Source organism: Marinobacter sp. ELB17 (assembly GCF_000169375.1).
In the GTDB taxonomy this organism is placed as follows: Bacteria; Pseudomonadota; Gammaproteobacteria; order Pseudomonadales; family Oleiphilaceae; genus Marinobacter.
The window spans coordinates 84,897-108,635 of sequence record NZ_AAXY01000005.1; the positions used below are offsets into that span (position 1 = coordinate 84,897).

Here is a 23,739-nt window from a genome sequence, read left to right on the forward strand (position 1 = left end):
AGCCGAGAGTTTAACTCAAGCTTTCTATGCATTCATCGGTGTTTCGACCATGCCGTTGATAAAAGCTGCAGAGTGCCTCTAGCATGGCCGCCTGATTCGCCTGTTGTAAAAACCCGTGGCCTTCGTCCTGGAACCAGTGAAGCTCTGGTTTCTGCCCGGCTTGCTCCATGGCCGCGACCATCATGCGGGTCTGTTCGGGGACGACCACTTTGTCTTGCCCGCCCTGAAAAAAAATCACCGGCGCCGCCATTGTCGCCGCGCGTAACCGGGGCGTGCGGTCCTGCCAGCGTTGCGGATGCCGTTCGGGACATCCCAACAACCAGTCCAGATAACCGGATTCAAAGCGATGGGTCATACGCCGCAGTTGTATAGGATCGGTCACGCCGAACTGGCTGGCGCCGGCGCGGTAGCGCTGACTCAGGCTTAAAGCCATCAACGCGGTATAACCGCCAGAACTACGGCCCTGAATAAACACCTGGTTGCCATCGGCGTAGCCTGCGGCAACCAGGGCATCTGCAGCCCGCGCCATGTCTTCCACATCAATTTCGCCCCAGCGCTCCGCCAGTGAAAGCCGGAACGCCCTGCCGTAACCGCTGCTGCCACGATAGTTCACCTCCGCTACGGCAAAGCCTCGCTGGCACCAGAACTGAATCAGAGGGTTGAAGACCGGATAGGCCGCGGAGGTTGGCCCACCGTGGGCCACCAAAATCAGTGCCGGTAGCTCGTTACAGGGTGTCAGAGGCGAATATAAAAAGCCTTGGGGCGCGGTCGTTTCCTGTGCAAGGGCCGGAACTCGAAACGATACTGGCTGCGCCAGGCCGTGCCCGGGCAACGCTGGTTCGCCACCGGCCACGGCACTCGCCTCAGCACTTTGCGGGTCGATTCTAAGCACCGCATCCAGGCGGTCCGGGGAACGAGCAATGGCATAAAGAAAATCGCCACAGGTGCACAAGCTGCGAAAATCGCTGAACGCCGGCGCAATCCGTGCAGGGTTTGGATGGCTAACGCCCGATAACCACAGCTCGCCACGGCCTAGGTTATAATGAGCGCGAGCCCAACCCCCGCCCGGTAGCGGGCAGTGGTGAGCTTCACCCAGTTGCCAGGGTGCATTGGCGTGGTCACATTCGGGCACCGCGGCTTTTGTCCAGAGGCTCGCGGGGTTCCGGGTGTCGAGTTGCCAGGGTTGCCACCAGCCCTCATGGTCGGACATCACCCAAAGGTCCTGCCCCGCAAACACCGGCTGCTGAATAGACGCTGGCTGGGGAGCGGTATGCACTCGAGGATTCTCCAGTGTGCCATCAACCGTTATGTTCGCCGTCCACACACGGGTTTGCAGCCAGGGCATATCGGGCAGTTGCCAGCTCACCCAGGCAATGTGTCGGCCGTCTGCCGACAACGCGGGCGCACTGTAAAAATCTTCGCCCTGGTGCAACACCGTCAGCGTGCCATCGCGAGCCACCGCCACCAGTTGTTGGCGGCCATTCGCCACGCCCTGCCCGGTTTCGCGTACCGCCAGCACCCGTTGCCGCAATGGGTCAGCCCGCAATCCGCCATAGGCGGCGGTATCAGTCGTCAGCGCCCGGCTTTGCTCTACACCCAAGGGAATAAAGTGAATGCGTTGATCATCGCTAACGGCAAACACGCCATCCGGTGCGGCAGCCAGGGCACCACCCCCGTAGCCATTCACCCGACTGCGAAGGTTGCGCAGATTCGTACCCAACGCCAACACTAGCCCTTGGTCATTCAGGTGCCATATTCGGCTGGCGCCGGTTTCGGGTTCGTTTTGTAGCCAAAATACGCCAGCGCCTGACGCCACCAAACCGCTGCGCTGGGTATAGCCAGCACAAGCCTCGGTGGCGCTCAGTAAGCCTTTGACTGACGGCTGACTAACTGCGGAAGAACATGCGGGAGTTGCCTGCGTTGCGATAGGTCAGTTCCTCAATGCCTGCGGTGGCATGGTCGGCGGCCTGGCGTGCCGCAAGGATACGGTCGTGGTAGGCCGATTTGCTGCACACCGGGTCGGCATTATCGGCGTTACCGGTTAGCAAGAATGCTTGGCAGCGGCAGCCACCAAAATCTTTTTCTTTTTCATCACAGGACTGACACGGTTCCGGCATCCAGCCGTCACCGCGATAATGATTGAAGCCCGGGCTGTCATACCAGATGTGTTTCAAGTCGTTGTCGCGCACATTGGGAAAATCGATGGGCAACAAACGCGCGCTGTGGCAGGGCAGCGCCGCACCGTCCGGTGCCACTGTCAAAAACAGACTGCCCCAACCGTTCATACAGGCTTTCGGGCGCTCCTCGTAATAGTCGGGGGTGACAAAAATCAGCTTCATGGCCGAACCGTCGTCCAGCAGGCGAGCACGATATTGATTCACTTCACGCTCGGCCTTCTCCAGCTGTGCCCGTGACGGCATGAGCCCTTCGCGATTTTTGAATGCCCAGCCATAATACTGGCAGGTAGCCAGCTCTACGAAATCCGCCCCCAGACGCTTACACAGCGCCATAATGTCGTTCATCTGATGAATGTTGTGGCGGTGAATTACAAAATTCAGAACCATGGGATAGCCGGCTTCTTTCACCGCCCGCGCCATTGCCAGTTTTTGTTCAAACGCCTTGCGAGAACCGGCCAAAGCGTTGTTCAGCTCTGGGTCTGAGGCCTGAAAACTGACCTGAATATGGTCCAGCCCGGCGCTGGCGAACGCCTCAACTTTGGCGTTAGTCAGGCCCAGACCGGACGTAATCAGATTGCTGTAGTAGCCCAGGTGCCGAGCTTCAGCAATCAGCTCTTGAAGATCTTGACGCACCAGCGGCTCACCGCCGGAAAACCCTAGCTGGGCCGCGCCCATCTCCCGCCCCTGGCGTAGCACTTTCACCCAGTCTTCCGTGCTGAGTTCACGCTCGGTCTGTGCGAAATCCAATGGGTTTGAACAGTACGGGCACTGCAACGGGCAGCGGTAGGTCAGCTCCGCCAGCAACCATAACGGTGGCCCAATGGTGGCCGTTTTCTGGCCGTTCAGCGTCGATGAAGGCATATTCATGAAAGTTCAATCCAATGTTGCTCGCAAGCGTGTTGCAGAAACTCGTTAACATCGCCCGCCAGCGACCCGGCCTCGGGAAAGGCCTGTTCCAGCGCACTAACAATGTCCTGCACGGAGCGCTGGCCGTCCACTTCGCGCAGAATAGCGCCGGCGCTTTCGTTAAGTTTCACCATGCCCTCGGGGTAGAGCAACACATAGCCGTTCTGTACCGGCTCCCACTGAAACCGGAAGCCAAGGCGGAAACAGGGTATGCTTCCCGCTGTTTTCCCAACTGCTGCCGAGTCTGCCATCATAGCCCCCTGTGCCAGACTTGCTGATCGGTAACCGTATGGAACGGCGGCGTTTTGTGGCTGTAGGCCATGGTCAGGGCGTCCAGCAGGCTCCACAGAATATCCAGTTTGAACTGTAAAATTTCGAGGGCGCGGGCCTGCTCGGTAGCTCTGGTGAAATACTCCAGCGTAATCGCCAGGCCATGTTCCACATCGCGGCGGGCTTCTGATAGGCGCTTACGGAAGTAGCTATAGCCGGCCTCGTCAATCCACGGATAATGTTCTGGCCAGCTGTCCAGACGAGACTGGTGGATTTCTGGCGCAAACAGCTCGGTCAGCGAGGAACAAGCCGCTTCTTGCCAAGTCGCGCGGCGCGCAAAGTTCAAGTAGGCGTCCACCGCAAAACGCACGCCGGGCAGCACGTGGCGCTGGTCGATCACCTCTTCCCGAGTCAGCCCCACGGCTTCCGCCAGGCACAACCAGGCTTCAATGCCGCCCGCATCACCGTCGTGACCATCGTGGTCAAGAATGCGCTGCAACCATTGCTTGCGCACGCTGGCGTCGGGGCAATTGGCCATAATGGCCGCATCTTTACGCGGGATCATTACCTGATAATAATAGCGGTTGGCCACCCAGCCCCGGATTTGCTCAGGGCTGCACTGGCCACCATACATGGCCTGATGATACGGGTGATGAATATGATAGAGCCGGCCCTTATTGCGTAACGCCTGTTCAAAATCCGCGCGATTCAGGGTGGTGTTCACAATGGCGTTCATGGCGTCCCCGACAGATCTATGTACATTCCGTCCCAGGCCACCTCGATTCCGTGCTGCGCCAGCTGCGCTCGCTCGGCGGAGTCCTCGTTCAGAATCGGATTGGTGTTGTTGATGTGTATCAAAATCTTGCGCCTGGCCATCATAGTGTCCAGCACTTCCATCATGCCACCAGGGCCACTCTGGGCCAGATGGCCCATGTCCTGACCGGTTTTGGTACCGACTTGCTGGCGAATCATTTCGTCGTCATGCCATACCGTGCCATCGACCATCAATACATCGGCCTGACGCATCCATTGAAGTATGTGCTCGTCAGGCTTGCCCAGCCCCGGTGCGTAAAGCACGGCAGCACCCGTGCGTGTATCCTCAATAAACACGCCAATATTGTCACCGGGGTGCGGCTGGTCGCGGCGTGGCGAATACGGTGGCGCGTTGCTCAGCAACGGAATAGCGGTCAGTTTCAGATTCGGCGCACAGGGAATAACAAAGGCTTCGGCCGCGCCGTCACCAAGGGCAATTTCTTGCCAGCGTAACCCGCCGTTCCAATGTTCCAACATCGGGAACAGAGGAAAACCAGAGCTAAGGTCTTCGTGCACCTGTGCGGTACACCAGATGTCCAGCGGTAAACCTTCGCGCAGGGTCAGCAGGCCGGTTGTGTGGTCCACCTGGCTGTCGATCAAAAGGACGGCTGCAATACCGGTGTCGCGCAGCGCACGCGCCGGCTGCATGGCAGGAAACGATGCCAGCTGGGCACGAATATCGGGGGAGGCGTTAAAGAGAACCCAGCGTTCGCCGTCTTCACTAACCGCGATGGATGACTGGGTGCGTGCGTGGGCGTTAACAGTGCCTTTTCGCAAACCGTCGCAATTCGCACAATTGCAGTTCCACTGGGGGAAACCGCCGCCTGCCGCTGAACCAAGAACCTGAATATACATAAGCAGAAGCTCCGGAAGTAAAACAGCCAGCGCCGAGGCGCTGGCTACTTCAGACTTCAGCGGTTGGCGAAGTACATAGTGACTTCGAAACCGATACGCAGATCTTCATAAGCTGGCTTTGTCCACATAATGCATACCTCTTTTATAGTGATTGTTTGCGCATCAAGGGAATATCGGCGCTTTCACCTCTTCCCTGAAACCCATCGTAAAGGTAGCAGCAAATGACCAATATGGTACTTTCGCACTGTTTTTGGCGCGCCTTAAGTTGCAACTGCATTGTCCTGAAAACATAGACGCCTAAGAATGCACCGCGGCAAAAACCAAAAAAGGCCCGCGGGGGGCCAAAAAAAGAACGGCACATAACGGCCCTTCAAAAGGAAAAGCCCCGGCGAAAGCCGGGGGAAATTCGCACATCCAGCGCGCAAGCCTGTGTTTAGAAAAAGCCCAACGGATTTATGTCGTAGCTGGTCAACATGCACTTGGTCTGCTGGTAATGATCCAACGCCAATTTATGGGTTTCACGTCCGATACCGGACTTCTTATATCCACCAAAAGCGGCATGGGCGGGATACGCGTGGAAGCAGTTCATCCATACCCGGCCCGCCTTAATGTTGCGACCCATGCGGTAAGCTACGTGGGTATCGCGGGACCAGACACCTGCGCCCAAGCCAAACTCGGTATCGTTGGCGATGGCCAGCGCTTCTTCCTCGGTTTTGAAGGTGGTTACCCCCACAACCGGGCCGAAGATCTCTTCCTGGAACACCCGCATCTTGTTGTCGCCCTTAAACAGCGTGGGCTGGATGTAGAAGCCGTTAGCAAACTCACCTTCCAGATGCTCGCGGCCGCCGCCGGTGAGCACTTCAGCGCCTTCCTGCTTGCCAATCTCAAGATAAGACAGAATCTTGTCGAATTGTTCTTTGCTGGCCTGGGCGCCTACCTGCACGTCGGTATCCAACGGGTTACCGCGCTTGATTGCTTTGGTACGGGCAATCACTTTTTCCATAAACTCGTCGTACATGTCTTCCTGCACCAAGGCGCGGGACGGACAGGTACACACTTCACCCTGGTTAAAGAACGCAAGAACCAAGCCTTCAATACACTTGTCGATGAATGCAGGCTCGGCTTTCATCACATCTGCGAAATAAATGTTTGGCGATTTGCCACCCAGTTCCACGGTGGACGGAATAAGGTTTTCAGCGGCGCATTTCAAAACGTGCGTGCCTACCGGTGTAGAGCCGGTAAAGGCGATTTTAGCAATGCGCTTGCTGGTCGCCAGTGCCTGGCCGGCTTCAATACCGTAACCGTTGACCACGTTAAGCACACCCGGCGGAAGCAGGTCACCAATCAGTTCCATCAGTATCAGTATACTCGCGGGCGTTTGCTCGGCCGGTTTTAATACGGTGCAGTTGCCGGCCGCCAGGCAGGGGCCCAGCTTCCAGGCCGCCATTAGAATCGGGAAGTTCCAGGGAATGATTTGCCCCACCACACCCAAAGGCTCGTGGAAGTGATAAGCCACGGTGTTGTGGTCGATTTCACCCATATGGCCTTCCTGGGCCCGAATACAGCCGGCAAAATAGCGGAAATGGTCAGCGGCCAGTGGGATGTCAGCGTTCAGGGTTTCACGAACGGCTTTGCCGTTGTCCCAGGTTTCTGCAACCGCCAGCAATTCCAGGTTTTCTTCTATGCGGTCCGCTATTTTCAACAGGATACGGGAGCGTTCCTGCACCGACGTTTGTCCCCAAGCCGGCGCCGCTTTGTGCGCAGCATCTAGTGCCAGCTCGATGTCTTCGGCTGTGGAACGGGGAATCTCACAAATCACATTACCGGTAATCGGCGTGATATTGTCAAAATACTGCCCTTTTACCGGGGCAACCCACTCGCCGCCAATGTAGTTTTCATAACGCGCTTTGAAAGAAACGACAGAGCCTTCCTTTCCTGGTTGTGCATAGATCATGGTTTCGACCTCTTTTTGTGTTTGTTGCTCGCCAACGTGGGCTTTCGTATTCACCCACTCAATGTAGATACTAAACCTTTATCATTGAATGATGCGATAGGGGTGAAAAACTCATCCCTTAGTACTAGTCGGCGCCAGCCGGCTGATCATTAAGTCCAGCCCCCTGGCGCCTGCTTTCATCGCATTCAGGAATCACTTGCTGGCAACACGATCCTTCGGCAGTTTGAAGGTCCAGACCATCCCGCCCTGGTTGAAGTCTTTGATTACTTTAGCCACCTCACCACCCCAAAGCGGAACGGCGCCACCCCAGCCCGACGCGACCGAAACGAACTGCTCGCCGTCCATGGTCCAGGTCACCGGGGTGCCTACCACGCCTGAGCCGGTGTTGAATTTATAGAGTTCTTCGCCGGTTTTAGCATCAAATGCTTTCAGGAAGCCTTCCGGAGTGCCAGTGAACACCAGGTTGCCAGCGGTGGCCATTACCCCGCCCCACAAAGGTGCCGGGTTTTCATAACGCCACACTTCCTCGCCGGTTTTCGGATCCATAGCCCGCAAAACGCCAATGTAATCGTCATTTGTTGGTTTGATGGTAAAACCTGCGCCCAGATACGCTCCGCCTCTTTTGTAGGATACGGGCTCGTTCCAAATGTCCATAGACCACTCATTGGAGGGCACGTAGAACAGGCCTGTGTCTTGGCTGAACGCCATAGGCATCCAGTTTTTACCACCAAGGAACGATGGCTGCGCCAACACTATTTCACCTTTCATCCCCTCGGCTGACGACGGATCACCCGGGCGTCCACCTTCGGCAAAAATCGGCCGACCGGTTTTTGGGTCAAGCCCGGTTGCCCAGGTAATTTTGTCTACAAACGGAAAGCCGCGAATGAAGTCGCCATTTTCACGGTTCAAAACATAGAAAAAGCCGTTGCGGTCAGCGGTAGCCGCGGCCATCACGGTTTTACCATTTTCTTCGTAGTTGAACGAAATCAGCTCGTTAACACCGTCATAATCCCAGCCGTCGTGGGGTGTGGTCTGGAAGTGCCATTTGATACTGCCGTCGTCTGGATCAATGGCAAGGCGAGAGGCCGAGAACAGGTTGTCTCCCGGGCGCAAATGCGAATTCCAAGGTGCCGGGTTGCCAGTACCAAAAAATAACGAATCGGTATCCGGGTCGTAAGTGCCGCCCAGCCACGTGGCCGCGCCGCCGTTCTTCCACATGTCTCCAGGCCAGGTTTTACCCGCTTCGCCGCCAGAAATACCGTTTTCAATGGCCTTACCATCTTTATAAACGTAGCCCATGTGGCCTTCTACCGTGGGCCTGGTCCAAACCAGATCACCGGTTTCCGGATCGTAGGCTTCCACTTTACCCACTATGCCAAACTCACCACCAGACACCCCAGTAATCAGCTTACCTTTCACCACCAGAGGGGCTGCAGTAATGGCATAGCCGGCTTGGTAGTCTGCTACTTTTTTAATCCACACGGGTTTGCCGGTGTCTTTGTTCAGGGCCACCAGTTTGGCATCCAGGGTGCCGAAATAGACTTTGTCGCCGTACAAGGCAACGCCGCGGTTGACCACGTCGCAGCAAGGCATGATGCCATCCGGCAAGCGAGCATCGTATTGCCATATTTCTTCGCCGGTTCTTGCGTCAATGGCGTATACCCTTGAATAAGAGGCGGTTACGTACATCACGCCGTCTTTAATCATTGGCTGGGATTCCTGGCCGCGCATTTTTTCGCTGCCAAAAGAAAACGCCCACGCGGGCTGTAAATAGCGGATGTTTTCAGTGGTCAGATCTTCAATTGTGCTGAATCGTTGCCCTTGAGTACCCATGCCATAGCTGACAATGTCTTCAGGCGTGTTGGCGTCATTAAGAATGTCTTCGTCGGTTACCGCCTGGGCCCCGCAGGAAACGGCCAAAGCCAGGGCACTGACGGCAATGCGAATGCCGAATCTATTCGATCTCATGGTTGCGCTCTCCGAGTTTCTTGTTGTCGGTTTTCGGTAAGCCGGGAAGTTTTCCCGCCTCTGTACAGATTCTTAGCTTTACCGGTGCAATCAACAATCAGTCCCCAGGCGTGGTTTTCTCATCACTTGGTCGTACTACCCACAAAGAACCCACGTCAAAGGCGTGGGTTTAAACCAAAATTGCGATAGCAAGCCACACGCAACGGGCGTTAGGGTTTGCCCTCAGCCTGCGCAATCGCCTCTTCGCTTAGGAACGCCCGATAATACTGGGGCACGCTGTAGCGCAGGTTAGCGTCAGCAAACAGCCCTTCCAACCCCCCCGACTTAACGATGTTGCCAACAATCTCTTCAAGGGCATAACCCAGCTGTCGGTGTGTGCTCTTGATGGCCATCCCCACATCCCAAACTTGCTTGCCAATACCGGGAAAAGCATTACCCGCCTGCCTGAACCCACTGTTTTCAGCTTTCGACAGCTCATGATCGATTTCAGCGCGCATGCCCATAACGGCGCTGACGTCGCCATTAAGCATGGCGTTGAATGCCTCATGAACGTTGGTGTAGTGGCGCACCTGGTCGCGCAGGCGGCCGTTCAGTCCGGAGGTCAGGTAGAAGGCCGGCAAGGTGTCGATTTCTACGCCAATCGGGTGGTACTGAAACATGGCGATGGTTTCCACCGAATCCATCTTTTGCGGGTTGTAGGCGATTTGCCAGGTTTCCTGCTGATAGGGACCAAACAGCACAACCTGCTCGTTCATGTACTCGCCAGTAGAATCCTGCATATAGGCGTATTGTTTGTCGTAAGGTACCCGCATCATCACGTCTGCCAAGCGTCGCTTGGCCAAATAGTGCCCTTTCCAGACGTTGTTGCGCAGGTCGTCCCCCAGGTTTTCATCCGGCACAATCCAGTGCACTCTGAATTCCACGCCCATAGCGGCAGCAATGCGTTTGCCCAGCTCCACATCAATACCCTGGGGTTCGCTGTTCACCAGGTAAGAATAGGGTGGAAAATTCTGGTATACCCCCACTTTCAGATAACCGGACTCAATAATGATGTCGTAATTACGCTCAGCGGGCCGGTTCAGCAGCATGTCGCCATCATCCACTTCCTGAGCCATACCCGTTTGAAAAACCAACATCATTACCAGACATCGTAACAGCGCCTTCATTGATTTCTCTCCAACAGCGAAAGGCCGGCACGATGCCCAGCCCGGTAACGAACCGAAAATATCTTTGGCTAGCACCATTCACTCAGGCTTTGGCAAGGATTCAACATAAGTTCTGATAGCCCAGATCGCATTCTGATCCAACGTTTTTTTCCACGACGGCATGCCCCGGTCTGTGCCATTCTGGACCCGGCCCATATAGTACTCGTCGTCCCATTCTTCGAGTTCGCGCAAATCTGGCGTTAGGCCCCCAGACATTGCCCGAATACCGTGGCAAGCAGCGCAGTTGCCGGCGTAGGCGCTTTCGCCAATCTGAACGGCCAAGGCGCTCGCATCACCGTGGGAACCGCCCTCACGGAACGGATTTTCAAACAGAATTTCAGCGCCCAATACCGGGAGGTCGCCGGTATCTACCGCTTGCGGGGTGACATTGCCGTGCGCGATGACCAAACCCGTTGCGCCCAACAAGGCCGCCATTGCCAGTGCTTTAAATGGAAAAGAGATTGCCATGGTTGTTACCTCTGTTGATTCTCCGTGCTCTGGCTATTGGATTTGTAAGACGCCAGACACATCAGTCAGTGTAAGAAACTCGCCAGCAAATCCAAATGCCACTTTGGAGGTTTCGGCTTAGTTCCTTGGTAGTAGTACAGTCGGAGCTAAAACCAAAGCGCGAGGGGGCCAACGCAAGCCTTATCACCATGCTAAACAGGCTGCCTGTGAGCGGAATAGTCCTTTAGTACTGGCAGTTTCCTACTTTCTGAATATTCCCGGGACTTTTCCCCTTTACTAAGCTGATCACACAAGAAAAAGCCGGAGAGCCCCATGTTTCGAACTGCATCCCTGATCGCCACGTTTCTGTTTATCACACTGGCTGCAATGCCTTCCGTTGCGGCAAGCACGGTGGATGTAAAAGTCGGCTACGTGCAGTGGACACCAGACTCAGGCCCGGTGCTGTCAAACGTGCTTCCCGAGCCAGCGGATGCCGGCCTGCGCGGCGCCGAACTGGCTATGGCTGACAACAGCACCACCGGAAAATTCATCGGCCATCGCTATGAACTGACCCCCTACGTGGCTGATTCGGAACAGGCCGCCATTCTTGCGTTTGAAAATCTCCAGCAAGAAGGTGTGCAATTGTTTGTGGTCAGCGCGCCGGCCACCACACTGGCCGCCATTATGGACAAAGCCACGGCCGACACGCTGGTATTCAATGCAGGGGCTGCAGACGACGCACTGCGCACCCGCGAGTGCCACAACAACCTGCTGCACACCATCCCCAGTTACGCCATGCTCACTGATGCCCTTAGCCAGTGGCTGCAGCTACGACGCTGGAACGAGGTGTTTCTAATCACAGGCCCGACCGAAGCCGATGTGGCCTGGGCCGATGCCTTTCGCCGCTCAGCCAAGCGCTTTGGAGTGAAAATCATTGAAGACAGGCCTTGGACCTTTGATGCCGATTTGCGCCGCACGGCCTCCAAGGAGTTGCCATTATTCACTCAAGCCAAAGATTACGATGCGGTGGTGGTGGCCGACGTGCGCGGTGATTTTGGCGAGTACGTGCCGTTTAACACATGGCTGCCACGGCCGGTGGTAGGCACGCAGGGCATGTCACCCGTAGCCTGGCACCGGGTAGTAGAAAGCTGGGGCGCAGCGCAATTGCAGAGCCGTTTCAATGACTTGGCTGGCCGCGATATGAACAGCGCAGATTATGCCGCTTGGGCCGCCGTGCGCTCTATAGGCACCGCTGTCACACAGATTGGTAGCGCCGATCCCCGCAGCGTTCGCCAGCTTGTCTTCAGTGACCGTTTTCAATTGGCGGCTTTTAAGGGCCGGAAGCTGACTTATCGCCTGTGGAATGGCCAACTGCGCCAGCCTATTCCGCTGGTGCACCCAAGGGGGCTGGTGGCAACGGCACCGTTTGAAGGCTTTATTCATCCGCTTACGGAAATGGATACCCTCGGTTTTGATGAGCCGGAAAGCACGTGTCGTATTAACGGCTGATCGCCTGAGCGCTCGCCATTCAGAATAACAAGGAGCTTCTCGATGAAATTGCTGCTCAGAAAAACCGCTTTTGCCGCCCTGATCGGATTGTCCGCGCCTGCGATGGCAAGCGTGGCTTATGTGTCCAATGAAAAGGACAACACACTGTCTGTTATTGACACAGAAACAATGGAAGTTATTGAAACCATAAACGTTGGCGCGCGGCCGCGGGGCATTTTATTGTCCAAAGACTTCACCAAACTGTACATCTGTGCCAGCGACGACGATACCGTTCAGGTGCTGGACCTTGCGACCCGCAAAATCATCGACACCCTGCCCTCGGGTGAAGATCCGGAGCAGTTCGCGCTGCACCCTAACAACAAGCATCTGTATATCGCCAACGAAGACGACGCCATTGTGACCGTGGTGGACGTAACCACCAAAGTGGTTCTGGCCCAGATAGAGGTAGGCATTGAACCCGAAGGCATGGCCGTAAGCCCGGACGGAAAATGGGCGGTGAACACCTCAGAAACCACCAGCATGCTGCACTGGATCAACACCAAAACGTTTAAAATCGAGAAGAACATTGTGGTTGGCCAGCGCCCGCGCCACGTGGAATTCAGCAAAGACAGTAAGGTCGCCTGGGCCTCCGCCGAAATCGGCGGCACCGTGCACATTATTGATGTGGAAAAACTCGAGCAAATTCATGAAATGTCGTTCAAAGTGCCCGGCGTAAATCAAGACCGGGTGCAACCCGTGGGAATTGAGCTAACCTCTAATGGCAAATACGCTTTTGTCGCCCTGGGTCCCTCTAATCACGTGGCTGTGGTAGATGCCAAAACTTACGAGGTTCTGGATTATCTGCTGGTCGGCAGTCGAGTGTGGCAACTGGATTTAAACAAAGACGAAACCCAGCTTTACACCACCAACGGTGTGTCCGGCGATGTGTCGGTTATTGATCTGGAGGATATGAAAGTCATTAAATCCATCAAGGTAGGCCGCTACCCCTGGGGTGTGGTTATCGACCCGAACTCATGACACTGGCAGCGCGGAATATCGGTTTTTGCTACGGCAGCAAACCGGTACTGACCGACATCAGCTTTGCCCTCGACAGCGGGTGTTTCCACGCCCTGCTGGGCCCCAACGGAGCTGGCAAGTCGACCCTTTTTGGCTTGTTGACCCGGCTGTTGGCGTTGCAGCAGGGTGGCATCCTGTTCGCCGGACAGTCTCTGAAAAAACACCCCGCCGAGGCGATGCGCCAGATTGGCGTGGTGTTTCAGCAAAACGCGCTGGATCTCGATTTAACAGTACGCCAGAACTTGATGTATCACAGCGCGCTGCATGGGCTTTCGCGCAAACAGGCGCGGCTGCGGGGCGACCAGGAACTGGAACGCTTCGGTTTGCTGGACAGGGCCAACGATCCCGTAAGGGCACTGAATGGGGGCCATAGGCGACGGGTAGAAATTGCCCGCGCTTTGCTGCATCAACCAACACTGCTACTTTTAGATGAACCCACCGCGGGGCTGGACATCGCTAGCCGCAAGGCGCTAAACGACCACGTTCGCCAACTGTGCGCAGACGATAACCTGACGGTACTCTGGGCCACCCACCTGATTGAAGAGGTTGCCGCACAAGACCGGGTGTTGATTTTACACCAGGGAAGGCTGTTAGCAGATGGCCCCGGGCAAGAATTGTGCAGTCGGGCCGGCACCACTACCCTGGCTGAAACCTTTGAATTGCTCACCGGAGTTGGCTCATGAAACCCGCAGCCTACTGGCATTGCTTTGCCGGCATTCAAACCCGTGAATGGCTGCGCTTTTGGCAACAACGCACCCGGTTTGCCAGCGCGTTAGTTCGCCCACTGCTGTGGCTGGTGGTGTTTGCCGCCGGTTTTCGCGCAGTCCTTGGCATTTCCATTATTCCGCCCTATCAAACCTACATCACCTACGAAACCTACATTGCACCGGGGCTGTGCGGCATGATTATTCTGTTCAACAGCATGCAGGGCGCGCTATCGATGGTGTACGACCGCGAGCTGGGCAGCATGCGGGTGCTACTGATGAGCCCCCTGCCGCGGCCCTTCCTGCTGGTCACAAAACTTCTGGCCATGGGCGTGGTGTCGGTGATTCAAGTCTATATCTTTCTATTTGTCGCCTTGTTGGTGGATGTGGAACCGCCAGTGTGGGGTTACCTTGCCGTGCTGCCGGCACTGGTTTTGACGAGCTTAATGCTGGGCGCGCTGGGACTGTTGATTGCCACCTGGATCAAGCAGCTGGAAAATTTTGCCGGGGTGATGAACTTTGTCATTTTTCCGATGTTTTTTATGTCCTCCGCGCTCTATCCGCTGTGGCGAATGAACGAAGCCAGCCCCTGGCTGTATTGGGTGTGCCAGTTCAACCCGTTTACCCATGCGGTGGAAACCATTCGTTTCTCGCTGTATTTGCAGTGGAGTCCTTTAGCTTGGGGAGTCAGCGCGGGGGTTACCGTGGTACTGGTTATTTTAGCTACGGCTGGCTTTCGGCCCCAGCGAACCAAAATACTGGGCGCTAAGCCAGCCTGAATATTGAGCTGCGCCAGGGCAACAGTCGATGTTCCTGAAACAAAGACCCAATTCGAATCAGAGCGACGCGCAAAAATTGTACTTTGGTGTCTGTTTTTTGGTGCGATGGTCGCATTCAACTCAACACCGATATAACGTGTAATAGTTTTATTACAATAACAACCAGAGGTCCGCGGCCCGTACCGGCCGCCGGAAACTTGTTGCCTAGGGATCGCTATGCTTGCCAAGCCGCATGCCACACATTCGCCTGAAACCGGCTATGATGAACCCACAGCAATCCTCGATAGCGAAAGAAAACAGGTAGAGACGTTCATGGAGCCAGCCTACAAGATCCTGATTGCCGATGACCATCCATTGTTTCGCGAAGCGATTAGCAGTGTTATCGCGTCAGGTTTTGAAGGCAGCGAGATCCTCGAAACCGACGATCTGGACAGTGCGCTGATAATCGCCAAGGAAAACGACGATCTCGACCTGATTTTGCTGGATCTGAATATGCCGGGCATGCACGGTCTGAACGGGTTGATTACGCTGCGCAACGAAGCGCCCACCATTCCGGTGGTGATTGTGTCAGCCGAGGAAGAAAAGCAAGTGGTGCTGCAAGCCATCACCTACGGCGCCGTGGGCTTTATCACCAAATCTTCGCCCCGGGTCAAGATGACCGAAGCCATTCAACAAATACTCAACGGCAACGTGTATCTGCCCTCTGACATCATCCGCACCGGCAAAGAAAGCGCGGGCCGGCGCCGACGTAACGATGACAACCCGGTTTCCCCCGAACTGCTCAACTCCCTGACCCGGCGCCAGTTACTGGTGCTGGAGCGAATGTCCAAGGGTGAATCCAACAAGCAGATTGCCTACAACCTCAATATTGCCGAAACCACCGTTAAAGCTCATGTTTCGGCAATATTGCGCAAACTCAGCGTACACAACCGGGTGCAGGCTATTTTGTCCGCCAGCGATGTGGACTTCAGTCAATATTTGAAGCGCTAACCACCCGCCTTACAGAGCAGGCACCACCCCGTTTGTGTGGGGATTTCAGCGCCCCATTCACTCTGGCCCGCCAATCAGATGGTTTAGCGTGCTTCTGAGCTTCAATGGCTTGACCGGCTTGTTCATCAGCACGTAGCCCAAGTCACGGATTTGCTGCCTCAGTTCGTTGGTGTAGTTCGCAGTAATCATCACCACCGGAACGGGGTAATGCCGTCGACTATTAACGCTGGCCACAACATCCACTCCGGTTTCGTCATTATCAAGGTGATAGTCCGCCAGTATCAGGTCCACCGGGCTGGTCACCGGATCAAGCTGGCGCTCCAGATCTGCCAGTGAAATGGCGCAGGTTACCCGGCAATCCCAGCCTTCCAACAGAGTTTTCATGCCGTCGCAGATAGCGCGATCGTTATCGATGACCCAAATCCTGGCGCCCTCCATGCCATGACGGGCTGCCACGTGCTGCACTTCAGTGGTTGTACACCTAGGCTGCAATTGCCCCAAAGGTACCCGCACACTGAACACCGAACCTTTGCCTTCCACCGACGACACCGTAATGTCGTGGTCTAACATCCGCGCAATTTTATCCACAATGGCCAGGCCCAGGCCTAACCCTTTGTCGGGGCGTGATCCCTCCGGGCGAATTCGTTTGAATTCCTGGAAAATTTCGCCGAGTTTATCGTGCGGAATGCCTGGCCCAGTGTCCCAAACTTGCACCAGCACGTGCCCCGTTTGCCGCCTGCAGCCCAGCAAAATTCGGCCACTGCTGGTGTAGCGAATAGCGTTGGTCAGAAAATTTCGCAGAATGCGGGCCAATAGCTGGGAGTCGGACTCCACAATGGCCGAAGACGGCACAAAGTCCAGAACAAGATCTTCAGCAATGGCCATTTGCTGGCATTCACGGGCGATATTATTCAACAAATCACGCAGATCAAACGCGGTCACGTCTGGCTTGATGACGCCGGCATCCAGCTTGGAAATATCCACCAGAGTACCCAGCAGACTTTCCACGTCATCCAAAGAGGTGCTGACCGAGCGTACCAGGCTCTCGGCTCTCGGGCCAAACGATTGCTCTAATAAGGCACTGGTGAACAGCCTGGCGGCATTCAGGGGTTGCAGTAAATCATGGCTGACAGCGGCCAAAAATTTGGTTTTTGACAGGTTAGCCTGTTCCGCTTCCTGCTTCGCCTCGGTCAGAGCCGACGTGCGCTCCTTGATGCGGCGTTCAAGATCATCATAGGCCTGCTCTAGTGCAAGTGCCGTTTTACGACGTTCGGTAATGTCTCGAATGAGCACAAAAAAGCCGACAACATCGCCTTGTTCGTCGAAGTTCGGAACGTAAGAGCGCAGCATATGCCCCACCTGACCCTCCTCGCCGGTTTCTTCGAATTCGAAGTTAACATTATGACCAGCCAGCACCTCTAACATCTGCGGTAGCAGGCGCTGATAGAACTCGTCGGAATGCACGTGGTCAAGGCGTTTGCCCAGAGGCGACTCGCCGTTGCGGCCATACCAGGCTTCGTAAACCTGGTTACAGAACTGAATGCTCAAATCGGCGCCAACATAGGCGATCAGGGCCGGCACATGGTCAGTGACAACACGAATCCAACGCTCGCTCTCTTCAAGCGCTTTGATTCGGCGCGCCATTTCACTGTTTTTTACATCGGTGATATCGGAATAGAGCACCACCAGACCGCCCTCTCGGGTGGGTCTTTCGGTCATTTGCACCCATCGCTCATTGGACAGCAGAAACACCACGCCGTCTGAATCAGGCTCGCGATGTTCCTCCACAATCAAACCCGACGCGAACGCCAGCTCCCGAACGGCTTCGATACTGGTACCCGCAGCGGGCATGGCAACACCGGCATGGCGCCAGTAACTGCGAAAGCGGCTGTTGCTCTGAACCAGCAGATGGCGATGGTCGAACAACACAAACCCGTCAGCGATGCTCTCAATGGCATCGCTAAGACGTTGGCGGGTTGTTTCCGCTTCCTCGCGGGCACGGTTCAGCGCCTTATTGCTGTTACGGAGCTCGTCCATGGCGTCGTTCAAGGCTTCTGTGCGTTCACGCACTTGTTCCGCCAGCACCACCGAGTGCTCAAACGCAGCATAAGGTTCAGGTTTGTGGGCCGTTCCCGATTCCACCCTGACAATCAGCGCATCGCGAATTTTGCGCAGGCGCTCGTTCTCAGCTTCCAGCAGATCAATGCGTTGAATCAGCGCCGCGTTCGGGTGCGCCTGCTCGCTACAAGGAACCGGCATCAGGCTGGCCAATAACCACCCCCGTAAATGTCTGGTTGATGTGCATACCGTTAAACTGCTCGCCGTAGCTGTTAAAACCAACCACCTTGTGCTGCCGTAAAAACGCCGACACTTCTTCTGCCTTACCGGTTACTTCGGCTTCAAGGCGGCGCAGAAAGCAATCGCAGCCGATGGTAATTAATGGCGGCCCGACAATTTTTTCAGAGATTTCAAGCTGTTCACGCACGCTGTCTAGCAGCGACTGAGGCTCCATAGACGTCATCACAATCCCGGTCTCGACCGCGCAATAAAACGTCAGGCTTTTATCAGGGTTAACGCATTGAATGGAGCGCACAAAATAGTGACCGCCGACTTTCACACCCAGTGGACGCAGCGCGAATACCGTGCGGTCTAATTCGTCGGTCGATACCCCAACCGCTCGGGCGTAGGCATCTGCGGCAGGCTCGGCGTTTAGCTCATACACCGTTCTACTGTCTGAGCAGGCACGCGTGACAACCAGCTTTTCCTTCCCTTCTGTCATGTGATGGCTGGAAAATACCCGAAATTCTAAAGGCGTATTCACCAACATCACTGTGGCTGCGCCAGCGTGAAAAAGGCCGTCATGAAATACATGGGTGTTGGAGAGACGCTCGTCATCGCCGGCGGATCCACCAAATTGCGGGATGCTGCCAAGCGCTGCATTGAGCGTGGCAAGCACCAACTCTTCACGGCTTGAAAGCCCGTCTAACAGGGTGATGGCAAACGTATTGCCTTTGATGGGTGCCAGACGCGCGTTACGACAATTCGTTAGCAGGCTATTAATAACATTTTGAGCATCAAGGAGCGAAAATCGATCCATTTCACGAATCAGCGCGCAGTCGATCGAGAAGAAACGGCTATCGAAGCCAATGGCTGTAATACACCCCCGATCGTAACCACGAGTGGTAATTTCACCTGCCGACGTACAACCTGACAGGAGAATATTCGGAAACACCTTCTGCAAAGCCGGCCCAAGCCGCTCCAGGTCGTACTCTGCAGAACAAAAAAACAGAACATAGCCCAAGTGCGAGTGGCTGAGTTGACTGGCAAGACTGTTTGCTGCCAAAACCGGCTCGCGAAGGCACGTACTGGCTACACGAACAGCGGGCTGAGTGGTTACTGGCTGCATAGAGAGTAGTTCCGCAGAAAAAGACCTTCTATCACATTCTACGGACTGCAGCCTGTTCGCCAATGCAACTTCAGTGCTTTTTACGGGCGCACCAAAATTATCGTAAGCCATTGATTAGAAAACTCCTTTATCAATGTCAAACAGCAAGGTTGGTACACCCATCAGAAAACCAGCACTTTAGTTCTAGCCAGCGACGCAAGCAAGGCGGCAGAGCCATGGCTCCACCGCTTGTGGCGAAGCGTTTTTAGAAGGTGACAACCGCGCCAACGGCGATGGTGTCCGCGTCGGTGGTGGTGGCACCGGTCGTGCGATTCTGCTGTTCAAACATGTTGTATTCCGCCACCAGCTTGAAATTGCTGTTCACATCGTGGAAGAAGCCGAGGGTGGTGCTCTCGGTTTCGAAGTTCCCAATTTCGGCATCCGTCTCACCGTAAGACAACACCGCGCGGTTTGGCCCAAAGGTGTAAGAACCCTGCACCAGAAAGCCGTCGGCATCGTCTTCAGTAACCGCACCGTTGCCAATCAGTGTTGGATTATCACCCTTTGATGTAAAACCAGATGCCGCTAGTGTCCCTTAACAAAAATCCGTATAGATAATTTTTCTGTCCTGTATAATCTGACAAACAGACACAGGAGAGGTGCTCATGGCGCGGATAGCTAGACCCCTTGAAGTAAGTGACTCTGAGCGAGAGGAGTTGGAGTCGTGGTTGCGGCGACAACGCATGCCGGAGGCTGAACAGTTGCGAGCGCGCATCATTCTGCTAAGTACTGAAGGCCTTCCAGGCAGGGTGGTCGGTGACCGCGTTGGGGTGACCTCCGAAACGGTGAGTAAGTGGCGAAACCGTTTTAAGGCGCGCCGGGTTGCAGGCCTGACTGATGCGCCCAGAACCGGTCGGCCTCGAACCATAAATGATCAAAAGGTTACTGATTTAATTAATAAAACGCTCAGGGAAAAGCCAAAAAATGCCACCCACTGGTCGACGAAGCTGATGGCAAAAGAGGCCGGATTGAGCGCTATGTCGGTGAGTCGAATCTGGAGGGCTTTTGGTTTGAAGCCGCATCGCCATGATACGTTCAAGCTGTCTACCGATCCCCATTTTGTAGCCAAGGTTCACGATATCGTTGGCTTGTACATGAACCCACCAACGAAGGCGTTGGTGCTGTGTGTTGATGAGAAAAGTCAGATACAAGCTATCAATCGAACTCAGCCAGCGCTGCCCCTGTCCTTCGGGCACACAGAAACCAGAACACATGATTACGTCCGACATGGCACCACGACGCTGTTCGCGGCACTTGATATAGCGACCGGGGAAGTGATTGGCAGACTTCATCGCCGACACCGTGCAACGGAATTCCTGGCCTTTTTAAAAGAGATTGATCGCGCCGTCCCACACGATTTGGACGTTCATCTAGTCATGGACAATTACGGGACACACAAAACGGCAAAGGTGCGCGCCTGGTTTGCCGCAAGGCCGCGCTATCACGTGCATTTCACGCCGACTTCAGCATCCTGGATCAATCAAGTCGAGCGGTTCTTTGGGCTGATTTCAGAGCGCTGGATTAAACGAAATTCACATCGCAGCACACGTGAGCTTGAGAGCTCGATCAAAGACTATCTGAAGATTTACAATGACGACCCGAAACCCTTTGAATGGCATAAATCTGCCGACCAGATTATTGAGTCAATCGCCAGATTATCAGACAAACTCAATAAACAAACGGACTTCTGTTAAGGGACACTAGTGAAGGACATGGCGGCCTGGATGATGATTGCCAGCGCCGCAAAGATGATGATGGGAACGGCAATACCAAGCACGTAACCCTGCCCAAACTCACCGAACCATGTTGCACCCGGATTGGCGATATCAACATTTTGACCACCGCTGTAAATCAGCACCAAGCCCTGAATCGCCGAGAGCATCGCCAACGTGACAATGAGCGAATTGAGTCGCATAAACCCCACCAAAAAGCCGTTAACGGCGCCCAACAGCAGAGTGGCTGCAAACATCACCAAAATAGCTTCGGTCGGACCAATTTTATCGTGGAGATCCACCACCAGGACGGTGGAGAAAGACAGCATCGACCCTACCGAGAGATCGAGATTCCCACCGATGATCACCACGGTGACACCCACTGCAATTATCCCGATGATCGACGCCTGCCTGATCACCGTCATGATATTCCCCTGCGAAAAGAACTGATCAGAAAACAGGGATAATACAAACATACCGATCAGGAAGAACATCAGGATCCCCTGAGCTGAGAGAAAGCCCAGAAGATCAGCTTTGCTTTTCTCGCCAAGGATAGAACCTTGCTTGATGTGCTCTGCAACAGCCATAACGTTTACCTGCGTAGGCGCAAACTTGTCCCGACAATGATGAACTTTTCGTCCAGTGACCCGACCTTTACTATCTTGCTTTTAATGAAGGTCTATTCATCAATCACGGAGTGTCTATCGCGAAAAGCTCCCATATGACACCAAGAGACGTCATATGGGAGGCCTCACGTCCTTAAAACACCGGCTTGTCAAACTCAGATAGATTTGCAGCCGTGATCTTTGGTGTCTCAAAGAAGTTCAGCTTTGGAACGTCCTTTCCTTGCAGGATATCTAGTGCAGTCTGGAGAGCCGCTTCGGCATCATCGACAGGTGATTGGTATATAGATCCATAATATTCGCCTCGGCTAATGGCTTCATAACCAACCGCGAAGTTGGTGGCACCAATGAAGGCGATGCCTCCAGATCTGTTGGCACTTTTGGCCGCGTTCAGGGCACCAACGCCCATGTTATCGTCGCCGGAATAGACACCGTCAATGACATCGTACTTGGTGAGAAAGTTCTCCATGACCCGCTGGGCTTTCTCACGATTCCAGTCTGCAGGCTGGGTTTCGAGAATCTCTACACCGGGGCAAGCCTCCGCAAGCCGATCTTCAAAGCCCTGAGAGCGTTCCATCGCAGTTGTATAGCCAGGCTGGCCGGCAACCTGCACTATTTGACCCTTACCATTAAGGGCTTCGCACATCATTTCGGCGGAGGAAATACCTTGTTGAACATTATCAGGACCTGAGAAAGCGGCGATGTATTCCAGGCCGGCCTCTGAAATCTGCGAGTTCGTCACCACCACAGGGATGCCAGCTGCATGCGCCTGACGAAGAACGGGAATGACTGCCTGGCCGTTGGTTGGCCAAATAATGATGGCATCGACCCGCTGTTGAATCAGGTTACGAACCTGGCCTATCTGGCGAGCAACATCACCGCCAGCGTCGAGCACGACGATATCGACTCCCGCATTTTTTTCAGCGGCATTTTTGAAAGCGCTTTGATAGGTGGTCTGATAACTGTCAACGCCAACGTTGTTCTGTGTAATGCCGATTCTGTACGAATCGCTTGCATGAACACTTCCACCAAGAACCAACATTGCAATACTAAGGGTTGCTGCTTTTGTTTTTAACATATCGATCTCCAAGCTTTTTGTAGTAGTTATTGCTTTTTTAGTGTTTATTACTTTTTATAATGCTTAATACTTTTTGTAGTGTTCAATTAACTTCAGCTCCGCTTAACCTTACTTTTCCGAACTTCTGTCCGCAATGTGCATTTAACTCAGAAATGTCCAAATTGGTTTTTCCTCACCACAACTCTGACAAAGCACTATATCGCCAGATCTGATCACCTGGATGCTTGCTTCATTAAGAGCAAGCTAACGGGTCAGACTCGCTCGATCACCGTCGCAATCCCCTGCCCTACACCGATACACATAGTGCATAACGCATATTGCTTTTGCTGCTTGTGCAGCTCATGGGCGGCAGTAAGCAGCAAGCGCGCACCGGTCATACCCAGAGGGTGGCCAAGTGCAATTCCGCCACCATTTACATTGACCCGCGGGTCATCGTCAGCAATGCCAAGTTCACGCATGCAAGCGAGGGCCTGGGATGCAAAAGCTTCGTTGAGTTCAATGATGTCAATATCATCCATCGACAAACCAAGACGGGTAAGCAATTTGTGAGTCGCTGGCACAGGGCCAAAACCCAGAGTGGTGACAAAATCAACGTCCTTGACGAACGTGCGCTTGGAGTCCTTTAAGGTCACAAAGACCTCACTGGCATTGGTCGCGATTTCCGGTGCGCCGCCCCCACCAGGCAAACGCACCTTGGGTGATACGTAATCTCCGATAATGTCTTGCACCAGGACGTTGCCCTGTCGATCAGCCTTTTGGGCGTGCACAATTGACACATCCGGACGCACCGAAGGCACGGCTGCGTGGCTGTGTTCAAGAATCTCTATCTTGCGAGGCCAGCCATTTGCTACAGCGTCACGCAGTCGATGCAGTGAGCCAACACCCGGATTACCGCCCCACGAAAAAATCACCTTACTGGCGCAACCAGCACCGATCAGCTGATCATAAATCAGATCTGAGGTCATGCGGATCAGGGTAAGATCGCGCCTTCCCTGACGAATTATTTCGTGGCCCGCGGTAAAAGGGGATCAGTTGAGTAAAACCCTTCATGGCCAAAGCAGTGCCGTCTTTAACGTAGATCGATACAGCATCATGCAGACTAAGGAACTCGGCCATAATAAAATAACTCTTGACTTATTCTTGTTCGTATAGCGAATATATATTTTCTATACGAACAAATTAGCCAACTATTGCGATCCCGTCAAACTATAAAAATGCGTGCGGACCTTCAAGTGCACGAGGAATTTG

20 protein-coding genes and 4 pseudogenes are annotated in these 23,739 nt (G+C 54.4%); 6 read left to right on the top strand and 18 right to left on the bottom strand.

Annotation, left to right across the window (positions count from 1 at the left end; all coding sequences use genetic code 11):
- Positions 1-10: 10 nt before the first annotated feature.
- From MELB17_RS08295 to pedF, 10 genes are all read right to left on the bottom strand, one after another.
- Entirely contained in the window at positions 11-1,816 is a 1,806-nt protein-coding gene (locus MELB17_RS08295; RefSeq protein ID WP_007349737.1) for a prolyl oligopeptidase family serine peptidase, read from the bottom strand.
- Between the two features lie 70 nt (positions 1,817-1,886).
- The gene (gene pqqE / locus MELB17_RS08300) at positions 1,887-3,044 is read right to left on the bottom strand and encodes a pyrroloquinoline quinone biosynthesis protein PqqE (protein ID WP_007349738.1); all 1,158 of its coding nucleotides are present in this window, start codon (positions 3,042-3,044) and stop codon (positions 1,887-1,889) included.
- On the bottom strand, positions 3,041-3,334 hold the full coding sequence (gene pqqD, locus MELB17_RS08305) for a pyrroloquinoline quinone biosynthesis peptide chaperone PqqD (protein ID WP_007349739.1): 294 nt from the start codon (positions 3,332-3,334) through the stop codon (positions 3,041-3,043). The genes pqqE and pqqD overlap by 4 nt, the downstream gene beginning before the upstream one ends.
- Entirely contained in the window at positions 3,334-4,089 is a 756-nt protein-coding gene (pqqC, locus tag MELB17_RS08310; RefSeq protein ID WP_007349740.1) for a pyrroloquinoline-quinone synthase PqqC, read from the bottom strand. Before pqqC ends, pqqD begins: the two co-directional genes overlap by 1 nt.
- Complete coding sequence (gene pqqB, locus MELB17_RS08315) at positions 4,086-5,021, bottom strand: pyrroloquinoline quinone biosynthesis protein PqqB (RefSeq protein WP_007349741.1); 936 nt, start codon at positions 5,019-5,021, stop codon at positions 4,086-4,088. The genes pqqC and pqqB overlap by 4 nt, the downstream gene beginning before the upstream one ends.
- 56 nt (positions 5,022-5,077) lie before the next feature.
- Positions 5,078-5,149, bottom strand: coding sequence for a pyrroloquinoline quinone precursor peptide PqqA (gene pqqA, locus MELB17_RS23660; RefSeq protein ID WP_007153157.1), 72 nt, complete (start codon positions 5,147-5,149; stop codon positions 5,078-5,080).
- A 305-nt stretch (positions 5,150-5,454) separates the two neighbouring features.
- Positions 5,455-6,975, bottom strand: a complete 1,521-nt coding sequence (locus tag MELB17_RS08320) for an aldehyde dehydrogenase family protein (protein WP_007349742.1) — start codon at positions 6,973-6,975, stop codon at positions 5,455-5,457.
- A 192-nt stretch (positions 6,976-7,167) separates the two neighbouring features.
- Complete coding sequence (locus tag MELB17_RS08325) at positions 7,168-8,943, bottom strand: PQQ-dependent methanol/ethanol family dehydrogenase (RefSeq protein WP_007349743.1); 1,776 nt, start codon at positions 8,941-8,943, stop codon at positions 7,168-7,170.
- A gap of 209 nt (positions 8,944-9,152) precedes the next feature.
- Positions 9,153-10,109, bottom strand: coding sequence for a substrate-binding periplasmic protein (locus tag MELB17_RS08330; protein WP_036184158.1), 957 nt, complete (start codon positions 10,107-10,109; stop codon positions 9,153-9,155).
- Positions 10,110-10,187: 78 nt separating this feature from the next.
- Positions 10,188-10,616, bottom strand: a complete 429-nt coding sequence (pedF, locus tag MELB17_RS08335) for a cytochrome c-550 PedF (RefSeq protein ID WP_007349745.1) — start codon at positions 10,614-10,616, stop codon at positions 10,188-10,190.
- Positions 10,617-10,928: 312 nt separating this feature from the next.
- On the opposite strand from pedF, the gene MELB17_RS08340 reads away from it, so the two are divergent.
- The 5 genes from MELB17_RS08340 to MELB17_RS08360 all read left to right on the top strand — a co-directional run bounded on the left by MELB17_RS08340 (position 10,929) and on the right by MELB17_RS08360 (position 15,633).
- The gene (locus tag MELB17_RS08340) at positions 10,929-12,104 is read left to right on the top strand and encodes an ABC transporter substrate-binding protein (RefSeq protein ID WP_007349746.1); all 1,176 of its coding nucleotides are present in this window, start codon (positions 10,929-10,931) and stop codon (positions 12,102-12,104) included.
- Between the two features lie 42 nt (positions 12,105-12,146).
- Positions 12,147-13,121 (top strand): YVTN family beta-propeller repeat protein, encoded by a 975-nt coding sequence (locus MELB17_RS08345; protein ID WP_007349747.1) that lies wholly within the window; start codon positions 12,147-12,149, stop codon positions 13,119-13,121.
- Positions 13,118-13,843 carry an ATP-binding cassette domain-containing protein gene (locus tag MELB17_RS08350; protein WP_007349748.1) on the top strand — a complete coding sequence of 242 codons (726 nt, stop codon included), beginning with the start codon at positions 13,118-13,120 and terminating at the stop codon, positions 13,841-13,843. Before MELB17_RS08345 ends, MELB17_RS08350 begins: the two co-directional genes overlap by 4 nt.
- Positions 13,840-14,643 (top strand): ABC transporter permease, encoded by an 804-nt coding sequence (locus MELB17_RS08355; RefSeq protein WP_007349749.1) that lies wholly within the window; start codon positions 13,840-13,842, stop codon positions 14,641-14,643. Before MELB17_RS08350 ends, MELB17_RS08355 begins: the two co-directional genes overlap by 4 nt.
- A 312-nt stretch (positions 14,644-14,955) precedes the next feature.
- Positions 14,956-15,633, top strand: a complete 678-nt coding sequence (locus MELB17_RS08360; RefSeq protein WP_036184174.1) for a response regulator — start codon at positions 14,956-14,958, stop codon at positions 15,631-15,633.
- Between the two features lie 57 nt (positions 15,634-15,690).
- On the opposite strand, the gene MELB17_RS08365 is transcribed toward MELB17_RS08360, so the two are convergent.
- The 3 genes and pseudogenes from MELB17_RS08365 to MELB17_RS08375 form a co-directional block, all read right to left on the bottom strand.
- Positions 15,691-17,892, bottom strand: a complete 2,202-nt coding sequence (locus tag MELB17_RS08365; protein ID WP_050774917.1) for a NahK/ErcS family hybrid sensor histidine kinase/response regulator — start codon at positions 17,890-17,892, stop codon at positions 15,691-15,693.
- Positions 17,876-19,039, bottom strand: coding sequence for a nitric oxide-sensing protein NosP (gene nosP / locus MELB17_RS08370; protein ID WP_036184177.1), 1,164 nt, complete (start codon positions 19,037-19,039; stop codon positions 17,876-17,878). Before nosP ends, MELB17_RS08365 begins: the two co-directional genes overlap by 17 nt.
- A gap of 244 nt (positions 19,040-19,283) precedes the next feature.
- A pseudogene (locus MELB17_RS08375) lies at positions 19,284-19,580 on the bottom strand (porin); the annotation flags it as partial.
- Positions 19,581-19,683: 103 nt separating this feature from the next.
- Here MELB17_RS08375 and MELB17_RS08380 point away from each other — a divergent pair.
- The gene (locus tag MELB17_RS08380; protein WP_036184071.1) at positions 19,684-20,772 is read left to right on the top strand and encodes an IS630 family transposase; all 1,089 of its coding nucleotides are present in this window, start codon (positions 19,684-19,686) and stop codon (positions 20,770-20,772) included.
- Here MELB17_RS08380 and MELB17_RS08385 read toward each other — a convergent pair.
- The 5 genes and pseudogenes from MELB17_RS08385 to MELB17_RS26105 all read right to left on the bottom strand — a co-directional run.
- Positions 20,769-21,377 carry an ABC transporter permease gene (locus MELB17_RS08385; protein ID WP_007349755.1) on the bottom strand — a complete coding sequence of 203 codons (609 nt, stop codon included), beginning with the start codon at positions 21,375-21,377 and terminating at the stop codon, positions 20,769-20,771. The genes MELB17_RS08380 and MELB17_RS08385 overlap by 4 nt on opposite strands.
- Positions 21,378-21,549: 172 nt before the next feature.
- Positions 21,550-22,491 carry a sugar ABC transporter substrate-binding protein gene (locus MELB17_RS08390; protein WP_007349756.1) on the bottom strand — a complete coding sequence of 314 codons (942 nt, stop codon included), beginning with the start codon at positions 22,489-22,491 and terminating at the stop codon, positions 21,550-21,552.
- A 251-nt stretch (positions 22,492-22,742) separates the two neighbouring features.
- Positions 22,743-23,066, bottom strand: a pseudogene (locus MELB17_RS26095) (3-oxoadipyl-CoA thiolase); the annotation flags it as partial.
- A 30-nt stretch (positions 23,067-23,096) separates the two neighbouring features.
- Positions 23,097-23,219, bottom strand: a pseudogene (locus MELB17_RS26100) (CoA-transferase); the annotation flags it as partial.
- Positions 23,202-23,607 (bottom strand): annotated as a pseudogene (locus tag MELB17_RS26105) (CoA transferase subunit A); the annotation flags it as partial. The pseudogenes MELB17_RS26105 and MELB17_RS26100, both read right to left, overlap by 18 nt.
- Between the last annotated feature and the right edge of the window lie 132 nt (positions 23,608-23,739).